This is a genomic window from Bacillus sp. JJ783 (genome assembly GCF_036963225.1).
In the GTDB taxonomy this organism is placed as follows: domain Bacteria; phylum Bacillota; class Bacilli; order Bacillales; family Bacillaceae_G; genus Bacillus_A; species Bacillus_A cereus_U.
Map to the genome: position 1 here is coordinate 730 of NZ_JBALMG010000090.1, position 9,816 is coordinate 10,545.

Sequence of the window (9,816 nt, forward strand, 5' to 3'; positions counted from 1 at the left end):
GTTTAGTGATTACTGTCATGTAATATTCCTCCTTGTAAATGTACTTCAAAACATAGAATGCAGCACAACAAACTCAAGAAATTATTGAATCTTTAAATCCTCGACTTCAGCAAATTGAACAGGAAGAGCCTCAGTATAAGTAAAAACATAATATCGTTCATATGGAAGCGTGCTGAGATTAGATAACAATTATCAAAATGATGATTACAATTAATAGGTCTCACCACATCACTATTAAGATAAGAGAAACAAGTGTCCCAAAACGAAAAAATGTACATCTTCCTCTGGAGATGCACATTTTTTCGTTTTAGGTGTGTTATAAAATGCTTAAGTTGATAGATGTGGTGTACAAACACATCGCTATCAACTTAAGCTCATACAATGTCAATTATAGTAGAGATTATTTCTTTTTTTAAAGGGTATGTGTAGAGAAATTAAAGATTTGTATGTGAAATAAAACTTATCGGGTTTCATTTTTTGAATTAGGCCGCTTGATTATGAGACATGATACAATTGTAAACGACACCTAATATACCCAAGACTGTTTCCTTCTCATACCGATGGGATTTTCGCTCGTTTTGCTGTAGGAGGTTGAACAGACGAATTAGAATCTTTGATAGCTCTTGGGTGTCTTTCTGTATAGCTTGGAAAAGAAGAAGAAAGTAATCTTTAATCATATATATGGCCTTATATTCACTCAGTTCTCGTTTCTTTTTCATAAGAAGTAATTGCCGCATTTGAAACATGGTAGAAGAACAGAGTAGAATGGCAATCAGTTGCCCATACAAATGGCATTCTGATCGTTCTCTTTTTATCTTTTTACAATGATGAATATGAAAAAAATGATTAGTAGGTTACTTAATTCCCGATTTCAGAAGTTGACTTTTGTCTTAGTTTAAATGATTGGTATTGTTACTAAACCTAATAATACGGAAATTTGACTTGTATTCAAGTAGATGTATGCCTGTGTTGTCAGTATGGAACCACACATCATGTTCTTTCGGTAACCGAAGGAAGCTATCTATAATTTTTGTAATCACTCCTCCATGGGAAACAATTGCAATTCGTTTGTACTGTTTCCCCCTTTCTCTAACAGCTGCAAGGATGTTCTCAGCACGTAATCTAAAGTCTAGTTTACTCTCTCTATTCTGCATTTCACATAACTCAGTTAGATACTCTACAGGGCATTTAACAGCATTATTCAAAATTTCAGTAGATTGAGTTGCTCTCAATAGAGTACTCGACCAAATAAGTTCTGGAGAGAGTTCCTTTGATATATAACTAGACATTTTTTCAACTTGTTCCAATCCCCTTTTTGTTAACTGTAAATCAGTAGATCCTTTATAACCCTCTTCTAAAAAATCATCTTCAGATTCTCCATGACGAATTAGTAGGATTTGCATCCATTTCACCTCTTTAGATATTTGTCCTTTCTTCTCTAACTTAGACAAACCTGATTGGAATCCTTTAAGTATCCCGAATATGGACGATATATATGGTATGCATCCTCTTTATTTAAATACAGAGCAATTGAAACAGGGGTTCTCCAACTATTATGGATACTTGTAGTGAAAAAGTCATATAGACAAATTCAACTGTACGGATTCTATGCTAAAGAAAATATGTAAAATTTTAGTTCATCACCAAAAGACAGGGTAACATTTGGATAGATGTACACTCCATTCTGAGTGGACACTTAGAGTGTGCTAAAATTGATTCATTTGTAAAATATCAACCCCATGTTACGGTGATGAACCAAATTTTTGCTTCTCATCCATCCCATCTTATTAGGTTCTTTATAAAAGGAAGTGAAATGCGTATATAAAATATAACCCCAGACAGACGCTTTTTAAAAGTGCCCATGGTCTGGGGTGAAATCTATAAAAGTCAAATCTTAAGAATTCTTAAAGTTCGTTATATGCAATTTAAAAATTCCATTCGATATTCTTCTTTCTTATTGCTAATCTTTGGTTTTCTACTATCATATTAGATGTTAAATGATTTAATTTTTTTAAAGATTCAATAGATACACCGAATTTCTTTGAAATCCCGTGTAACGTATCTCCTTTTTCAATTGTATACATTTCATAGTCTTCTTCTAAATCAGTAACATACATCATTTTCCCTGTTTGCTTACTTGTTTTTTCTCTTTCTATTAATATATTATGCTCAATTAGTGTATCTATAATTTGTTTAGCACGAGCTTGATAAGTATGCTCCTGTACTGTTATTCGCCCCCGTTCTTGAATTTTCGCTTTATTTTTTGGATGATTCGAAAAATAGTGTATTGCTTCAAGTGTTTCTTTTGATGATGAAACCGTAATTAAATCTTTCCCTGGCCTAAATATCTTCTTAACACCTGGAGTATCTAGCGTAAGAAGAAGTCCACCCGATCCTAAAATTTCATACGTTCTTTGGGTAATTAGCTCTTGATAATTTTGTAACCCTATTATAATATCTGCCGAGTTATACACCTTATATGTCTCTAAATAGTGCATAGGGCCATGAATCCAGTCTTTTGGTATATCCATGCCAAAAAAACGATTCATTTCATCCCATTTATTCCCCCAAAAATCAATACGAATATTTTTTCCAAAAGCGGTCGAATTAGGGCATTAAGAGCATGACTTCTAAAATGATCAGGGTATTTTCCCAAAATATGAGGATATACATTTGCAACAACTGCAATTGAACAATTGTATTCTGAGGATTTAGGAGATTTGTAGTGTGCTGTTTCTTCAAAGCCAAAGTCCAAATGAGCAGCTGGGACTCCTAATTGCCGATAGACTTTAACTGTTTTTGGACATATTGTAAACACACAATCTGGTTTCATTCTTTTAAGAATTATATAATTTTATTTTAGACATTAACAACTATCTGTTTACAAAGTTTTTACCCTATAAATTTAAATTGTACAAGAAGGTCAACTTTTAGACAGGTAAAGAGAACATTTATTTCCGTTCGTTGAGTTCGTTTATTTTGTTAGTTCTTAAATCGAATTGCAACTACTTTCTTCGTATTTAATAAGTATAAATTTAGGAAACCCATAAACAAAAAAAGAGTGCTGTGAAGAAACGCACTCATTCAAAGGACTTTACCAATCTTTACGCTTATCACAATCACAGTCATGATCATGATTACGTCTACGACGACATTCATCACAATCACAGTCGTGGTCACGTCTACAACGACGGTCATCACAATCTCTATTTCTGCGTCTGCAGAACATTAAATCATCCCAAAATCTATCACAATCTCGGGAACGTCTGAAATTACAATTACATTCCATAAATATAATTACTTCCTCTTAACTCTAGGATTCATCATATTCTATGCTAAAAAACAAAAACGGCTTGTTTACTAGTCTACTTTCTGCATTTTAAAGTAATAATATTATTATCTAATCTTTAAGTTTCAAATCTATTTCATCCCTTATCTTTCCCTAACAACAAACAAGACGCCACCCAAATCACGGCAGCGCCTACGATAATTGCTATACACTTAATCAAACTCATTTATCCTCACATTATTTATTTCTTTGCTTCCATACCCCATTCTCTTTACGATAAGTATTCTTTCCATTCATGAAGTCAGCTGTATTACCAGGAATGCTATATTTTTTGTTGTTTTTCTTAGCCTTCTTCTTCAGCCTCTTTTCTTCTTGAACAGCTTGCAAATCCGCCTTCCACTGTTTCAACAAATCCTTTCACGTCGCATCGAATTTGTACCCCTTGGATTAAAATGTGAACCAAATGTCCATTTTGTTCACATTTAAAAGAGCACCCATGCCGTGGGTGCTCTTAATGTGATAAGGAGTTTCTTATGGTATTGAATGAGACATGAAAAACTTGTCCCACAATTCAATATATGCATGTCCTTATCAAAAGGTGCAATAAAAAAGAGTACCTGCCATTAGATACTCTTCAAAAATAAGTATGGTGCTCCAAGTCTCACCTCATATGATAACTCGTCCCACGAATCCATTATATGCCTGTCTGATTAGAATGTTCACTGGTTTAATGTGTAATTTCTATATAACAAAGAAAAAGCCATCACCGAAAGGTGACAGCTCCTCAAAGGGGAAGAGAGATAACAAATGGCAATAAATATCTCTTCAAGCCTCTGGTATTCTAGATACTCCCGGGCTTCTCCAAGCCGCCGTATCAACTAGTATGGCTACACGCTCTGTGTTCGGTGACTGGGAGAAGACTAAGAATCTTCTCGTTTACACTCCGTAGAGCTTGCTCAATACTTCGGCTACTTAATGTCATTTTCACCTTTGCTGGCCTATGTCGAAATCTAAAGGATCTATATAATATCCAAGACGTATATGTTTCTTCCGACGCCTTGTTTGGACTAACGTATTTTCAAGGGGGCGGAGAGAAGGCTCCGCTACGTTAGCTCAAACAAAAAGCGGAAGCTCTCTGTTCGCTACATCAATAAAGATCGTGAGTAATTACTGATGTACTTGGTAAAACATTATTGTTCTTAAAATTTAATGTAAGTATCACTCAATCATAAGCAACCACCCCCATTCCATTTTCAAGAACCGACATACTAGAGAGTAATAGACTTATATTCATTATCAACCCAGAGGACGCATTCCGAGCTGATCGATAAATACAAATAATTTCGGGAAGCTCTTATCTCCTCTAGCCTCCGCGTCACCGAGTAACTTTATTATAATGGGAACGCTATCCCCAAAACGTATTCTCTTTTCAAAGAACTGTTTATAGGAATAGCTTACCGTTGATTTCATTTGCAAAAACTCCCCAAAAAACACGCTATTTCTCTACATTTTCTCTACCATTTTTAAATGATTCCTAATGTAGTAGCAATCAATTTAATGGCACTCTTCTTCTTCTCGTAAAAGTATGAGTTTTTCATCATCAGTTCATTTTGTACGAACGAATCTTTAACTGGTTTATTATCTAAGAACTTCATAGTAATGATGTTTCTTTCATCTTCATCTAAGATATTGTTTAATGTCTTTTCTATTTGCTGCACCTTCATCCTACTCGTCACTCTTGAATCACGTAACTCAGGAAACAAACTGCTCCCTTCCTGTTCCACTTCATTATTGAATCGCATCTTTAATGCACGGTATTCCTTTAAGATGCTGACTACTTCCTTTTGTACTTTCTTGTCATCGATTGCTGGTAATAATGTTAATTGTCTCTCCATGAAGGAATTCCCTTATTCCAAATTTTGGTTTTTACATTCACATCAGGTACGTGAAATTTTAATACCTCTTTGTTGCATAAGGGAAACATGCATAGCGAGTAGCCCCCACCATCCACTCTGCATGGTTCCATTATCCATTAGGCCTTTAATAATTTGTGTTTCTTGTTGGCCATCTTCGCTTTTGCTGCTTCAATGTTATTCGTTACCCTTTTATGGTCCTGATCGAATTGAATCATTCTATCAAACATAACTGGAGATACTGCTTCATCAATGTATTGTAAGTAATCAACTGGCGCTCGTTCTGTCTGATCTACTAAGTATCCATAAATATCAAAGTCTGCTCTCGGTATCGACTTCTTGCCTTTTGGCTGTTGCGACATCCTTACATAAGATTGAATGACTGATAGTGGTACTGCAAATACTGACCTATCCTTGCTAAACCCAATAAGGAAGAAACAAATCGCTCCCATCTTTTCTGCTTTCTCCAAGTAATCCAACTGATGCTGTGCAATGTTCTTTAAATCAAAGCGTGTAGCACTCTCTGTAGACTTCGCTTCAAATGCAACAGCTCTTCCCTTATACACGCCGTCATAGTCTACTGTACTTTTAGCTTCATAGAATCTATTTAGCACACGGCCACCTTTACTCTTTAACACCTTCACAGGAGTTGGACGCTTGTTTATAAGTGCCACTCCCCCTCTTTGATACATTTCATTAGCTAGATTGGTAAGCATTTCAAATGCCATTCCACGGTTACCTTGTCCCATTTTTATTCCTCGCTTTCTATTCGTTGCGATAGGTAAGACTTTGAAGTTATCTCCATCTTTTCCCCCGCTTAACACTGTACGTGCGACTTTCATCGCATACAGCGTCCCATCTTATTCTTCTATACTAAAGTAACTAGATTACAAGCTTTACGGAGTTTGTTTATTTTCTTCAATTGTTTATCGGTCAATTGAAGTATTCTCATATATGTTCTAATCGTCTCTTCATTTGTAGCGTGAATCAGTCTGTGGACAAATTCATGTACAATAATTAGGTTATTGAATTCGTCAGTTCCTCCCATACCTTTCGGTACTTTGTGATGACAGTGTGCTTCATCAGCTAACAAAAAGATTCCTGTAACACCACATTTTCCATTTTGCATAGAATATCTCGACATTCTGTTATCTGTATACTCCACGCTCTGCCCTTTATTGGATGATAGCAACATCTTCTGCATTTCATTGGCAATGTTACCTTTTAGGCTTTTGATGAGTTTTTGTCTTCCTTTTATAGTGTAGTTACATATGTCTTGACTGAAACTTTGAGGGAATCGTGTTTGTATGTCCGCTAGTGGATATACATGATTACCTGCTATTTCAAAGGTTCTATAATTATTCCTGTGAGTTCTTTTGTATAATGCGTTTGCATTGGTAGGAATCTTATATTTCCCTATTGATTTTAGACGATTAAACAAGGTTTTCGAGAGACGAAAGACTATTTCAGCAAAGTCTATAGTTACATGTGTTGCAATTTTGTAATAGTTTTTTATGCCAAGCACGTAAGAGTTATAGTCCTGTACTGTTTTCCCTGATGGATTCTTTTGAATTGCTTTAATCCTTTTTTTTGCTTTTTCAAGGATATCCTTTTTCTTTTTCTCGCTTACATGTGTGTTTGCCACATATCTTTTGCGCTTTTTAACGAATTTAATAGAAAACCCCAGAAAATCCGAAGATTTTCTTTTTAGGTTAGTTGTAGTTGATTTTTCATTAGATATGTTAAGGTTTAATTGATTCTCGAGATAGCCTCCCACTGCATGGAATATTTTAGTTGCAGATTTGTGATTGTTTGTAAATATTTTAAAATCATCCGCATACCTAACTATATACATTCTCTTCAATTTTGTTTTTGATAGATGATAGTTTTTATTTGGTAGTGTATATGGTTTTCTTGTTTTGATATTATCCCACTGACTAGATATCCACCAATCTAAATCATTCAATACAACATTACTTAGTAATGGGCTTAGAATTCCTCCTTGCGGAGTTCCTTTTGTAGGAATGCCTTTTCCTTTGATTGGTGCTTTTAACATTTTCGAGATGATTGTCAGTACTCTTCTATCAGTTATACCTATGTTATATAGTTGTTTTAGTAATTTGGAGTGGTTTACGTTGTCAAAGAAACCTTGTATATCAATATCAACTACGTGACTATATCCCCCACGATTCATCAAGAATTGACACCTAGCCATCGCATGATGCGTTGACCTATTGGGTCTAAACCCATATGAATGCTTGTAGAATTTTGCTTCGCATATTGGCTCTAGAACCTGCTTGAACATTTGTTGAATCAATCTATCTCTCATTGTAGGTATTCCTAATGGGCGTTTCTTTCCATTTGGTTTAGGTATTTCTACCCTACGTACCGTGTTTGGCTTGTAGTCTACAAGAGCATTTCTTATGTTATCAACGAAAGAATCTACATCTTCCATTTTATAATGGCCGATTGTGATACCATCTGTTCCTTCAGTTTTAGAGCCAGTGTTTGCCTTTATGTTTCTATATGCCAATAGAATATTTTCTTTTGATATGATGTGTTTATATAAATTTATACCTTTAGTAGCATTGTTTTTGCTACGTTGATATAAATCATCAAACACTTTTTGTATATCGTAATATTCTGCATGTCGTAATGTTGTACTCACCGATGTGTTAATTCCCCTTTCTTACGAAAAGTCCCATCATCTTACTCGATCCTGTGAGTTACATCTAGTTAATTTAGTTTTCAAAGAACAAGACTAGGGACTATCCCTCCACATTCGTTACATGTTTCGTCGGTACTGTGTCCCCACCTTCACAAGAATGAAGCAATTTCGGTTCGTTAGAACCTTATATGCATCTGACCGCTAGTAGGCGTTGGTGACAGTTTCTTGCTTACCACGTTCCGATTGACCTAGCTATACATATATCCTTAGGTGCTTGCTGTAAGCCTGTTATCTTTACATCATCATCGTTAGATGTTCCGAATTTCATATCCTTTAATCTTACTTTTCGGTAGATAACATCGTCATTGACGACATACATATTTCTTATGTATTAATAATTTAGACCCGTATATTCGCAAGTTCGCCAGTCCGTTATTTTGGACATTCTCACCATAGATGTTTTGTAGCATCCCGACCTATCCATCACCATATGATTTCTCACTTAGGTTTTGTTCAGCCGACTTCACCTAGCTTCATACAATTTGTGACTACTATCACGCCTTGCATGTAGGAGTATTAGATAAGTAGTTTCAGCTCAACCTGACGGCTTTCATTCCTACTTTCAGTCAATCAGTTGTTGTTATCAAGTTGATGACCCTCCTATTTCGTGTTTACACACTTATAAGGAAACGTGTCGCGCAAAGGATTATTTTGTTGTGTTTTCTAACAAAATTCATTTCAAAATTTTCAGATTCAAATGAACCTCTAGACGCATACACCATATACTAATTTAAATACTTTTTAGAAAAGCAGGTGAAACCTATGCCATCTGTTGTTGGAAATCTGGTTGTACAAAATAGTAACGGTTCTTTCAACTTAGGTGATTTTTATAACGTTTCTCCAAAGGAAAATACAAAAGCTTATAATGGTTCAGGTTCATCAAATGTTGCTTTTGTTGCCAATACATTTAGCGGTGTTAGTGCAACAAACACATTCGATTCTGATGTTGCAGACCAAAATCAAGTTGGAACAGTCTAAAATTAATCATTTCCCTCTACCTCCTGAATAAAACTCAATATTCCGTCAATACTGTAGACAACCCATTCTCTAATTCCTCTGGAGGCGAGCAGTTAGCTTTTGCTAGCTGTTCTTTTGTTTTCACCATTTAAGCAGGGGTTGAATATATTAAATTCTACCTCTCTTTATAACGTGAGCTGGCCACTTACGCTATTTTTACAAAGGGCACTAATTGATAGTGCTCTTTTTACTTTTTTCTACAAAATGAAATTTTTATAGTACTAGTCACACTAAAATAATCTATACATATAATCTATACATATATTCAATTAGTGAACGAAACTCACTGATTTTCATAAAAGAGCTTCCGACCAGTAGACGGAGCTCTTTTTACTTTTAAGTCTAGCTACCAAATAGCGTTTTTGTTTAAAATAATAGATCTAAACCAATCGGACATATTTACCAGTTTATTTACCACAACATTCATGTTAAAATCCCTTGTGAGTATGACATAACTCAACCTTATGAAGTCCTGTAACAATTCCTCAGGGCTTCTTTTTTCAACAAGCCGTTAGTTAATTGTGCTGACTACCTTGATGTACAAAATAAGGATCTTGTTCTATTTTTTTATTTAAAACATATATATCAAAATGGTGGTAAGTAATTATCTTGATCATTGAATAATTCTTATTCTGGCACCTATACGAGGTGCTCTTTTTTGATTCTTACAAAATAACTATTTTGTTAAATTTATAAAATACAATCACTTGCCCACTTCACTTTACACTCCCCTATATTTATTATTGATATTAAAATCTTTTCAGAGGTGAAAATATAATGGATGAATTTCTGTCTTCCGCTGCTCTAAACCCAGATTCAATCGATTCAACAGGGCCGACTGGTCCTTCCGGCGACACTGGACCTACTGG

At 35.1% G+C, this 9,816-nt stretch carries 9 protein-coding genes and 2 pseudogenes; 2 read left to right on the forward strand and 9 right to left on the reverse strand.

All coding sequences use genetic code 11. The features are described 5' to 3' along the window. Positions 1 to 59: 59 nt before the first annotated feature. Positions 60 to 143, forward strand: a pseudogene (locus tag V7038_RS19075) (DUF1657 domain-containing protein); the annotation flags it as partial. A gap of 339 nt (positions 144 to 482) precedes the next feature. Here the strand turns inward: V7038_RS19075 and V7038_RS19080 are convergent. From V7038_RS19080 to ltrA, 9 genes and pseudogenes are all read right to left on the reverse strand, one after another. After that, positions 483 to 842, reverse strand: a pseudogene (locus tag V7038_RS19080) (IS4 family transposase); the annotation flags it as partial. Between the two features lie 48 nt (positions 843 to 890). Next, positions 891 to 1,403: a histidine phosphatase family protein gene (locus V7038_RS19085; RefSeq protein ID WP_232308398.1), complete on the reverse strand. Its 513-nt coding sequence runs from the start codon at positions 1,401 to 1,403 to the stop codon at positions 891 to 893. A gap of 522 nt (positions 1,404 to 1,925) precedes the next feature. Beyond that, positions 1,926 to 2,549, reverse strand: a complete 624-nt coding sequence (locus V7038_RS19090) for a glycosyltransferase family protein (protein ID WP_335471367.1) — start codon at positions 2,547 to 2,549, stop codon at positions 1,926 to 1,928. 545 nt (positions 2,550 to 3,094) lie between these two features. Beyond that, entirely contained in the window at positions 3,095 to 3,289 is a 195-nt protein-coding gene (locus V7038_RS19095; protein WP_199661838.1) for a hypothetical protein, read from the reverse strand. Positions 3,290 to 3,526: 237 nt separating this feature from the next. Further along, positions 3,527 to 3,697 carry a hypothetical protein gene (locus V7038_RS19100; RefSeq protein WP_176108048.1) on the reverse strand — a complete coding sequence of 57 codons (171 nt, stop codon included), beginning with the start codon at positions 3,695 to 3,697 and terminating at the stop codon, positions 3,527 to 3,529. Between the two features lie 888 nt (positions 3,698 to 4,585). Beyond that, positions 4,586 to 4,759, reverse strand: coding sequence for a hypothetical protein (locus V7038_RS19105; RefSeq protein ID WP_164881627.1), 174 nt, complete (start codon positions 4,757 to 4,759; stop codon positions 4,586 to 4,588). Between the two features lie 53 nt (positions 4,760 to 4,812). After that, a complete protein-coding gene (locus V7038_RS19110; RefSeq protein ID WP_199661837.1) occupies positions 4,813 to 5,184 on the reverse strand; it encodes an ArpU family phage packaging/lysis transcriptional regulator in 372 nt (123 codons plus the stop codon). A 137-nt stretch (positions 5,185 to 5,321) separates the two neighbouring features. Beyond that, positions 5,322 to 5,951, reverse strand: a complete 630-nt coding sequence (locus V7038_RS19115) for a Holliday junction resolvase RecU (protein ID WP_335471373.1) — start codon at positions 5,949 to 5,951, stop codon at positions 5,322 to 5,324. Positions 5,952 to 6,070: 119 nt separating this feature from the next. Further along, on the reverse strand, positions 6,071 to 7,870 hold the full coding sequence (gene ltrA / locus V7038_RS19120; RefSeq protein WP_335471370.1) for a group II intron reverse transcriptase/maturase: 1,800 nt from the start codon (positions 7,868 to 7,870) through the stop codon (positions 6,071 to 6,073). Between the two features lie 822 nt (positions 7,871 to 8,692). Here ltrA and V7038_RS19125 point away from each other — a divergent pair. Continuing rightward, on the forward strand, positions 8,693 to 8,908 hold the full coding sequence (locus tag V7038_RS19125) for a spore germination protein (RefSeq protein ID WP_002158195.1): 216 nt from the start codon (positions 8,693 to 8,695) through the stop codon (positions 8,906 to 8,908). Positions 8,909 to 9,816: the final 908 nt, after the last annotated feature.

Excerpts from the sequence above, each read along its gene's own strand:
- V7038_RS19085 (WP_232308398.1), bottom strand. The coding sequence starts at position 1,403 with ATGCAAATCCTACTAATTCGTCATGGAGAATCTGAAGATGATTTTTTA.
- V7038_RS19115 (WP_335471373.1), bottom strand. The coding sequence starts at position 5,951 with ATGGGACAAGGTAACCGTGGAATGGCATTTGAAATGCTTACCAATCTA.
- V7038_RS19125 (WP_002158195.1), top strand. The coding sequence starts at position 8,693 with ATGCCATCTGTTGTTGGAAATCTGGTTGTACAAAATAGTAACGGTTCT.
- V7038_RS19110 (WP_199661837.1), bottom strand. The coding sequence starts at position 5,184 with ATGGAGAGACAATTAACATTATTACCAGCAATCGATGACAAGAAAGTA.
- V7038_RS19090 (WP_335471367.1), bottom strand. The coding sequence starts at position 2,549 with ATGAATCGTTTTTTTGGCATGGATATACCAAAAGACTGGATTCATGGC.
- V7038_RS19095 (WP_199661838.1), bottom strand. The coding sequence starts at position 3,289 with ATGGAATGTAATTGTAATTTCAGACGTTCCCGAGATTGTGATAGATTT.
- V7038_RS19105 (WP_164881627.1), bottom strand. The coding sequence starts at position 4,759 with ATGAAATCAACGGTAAGCTATTCCTATAAACAGTTCTTTGAAAAGAGA.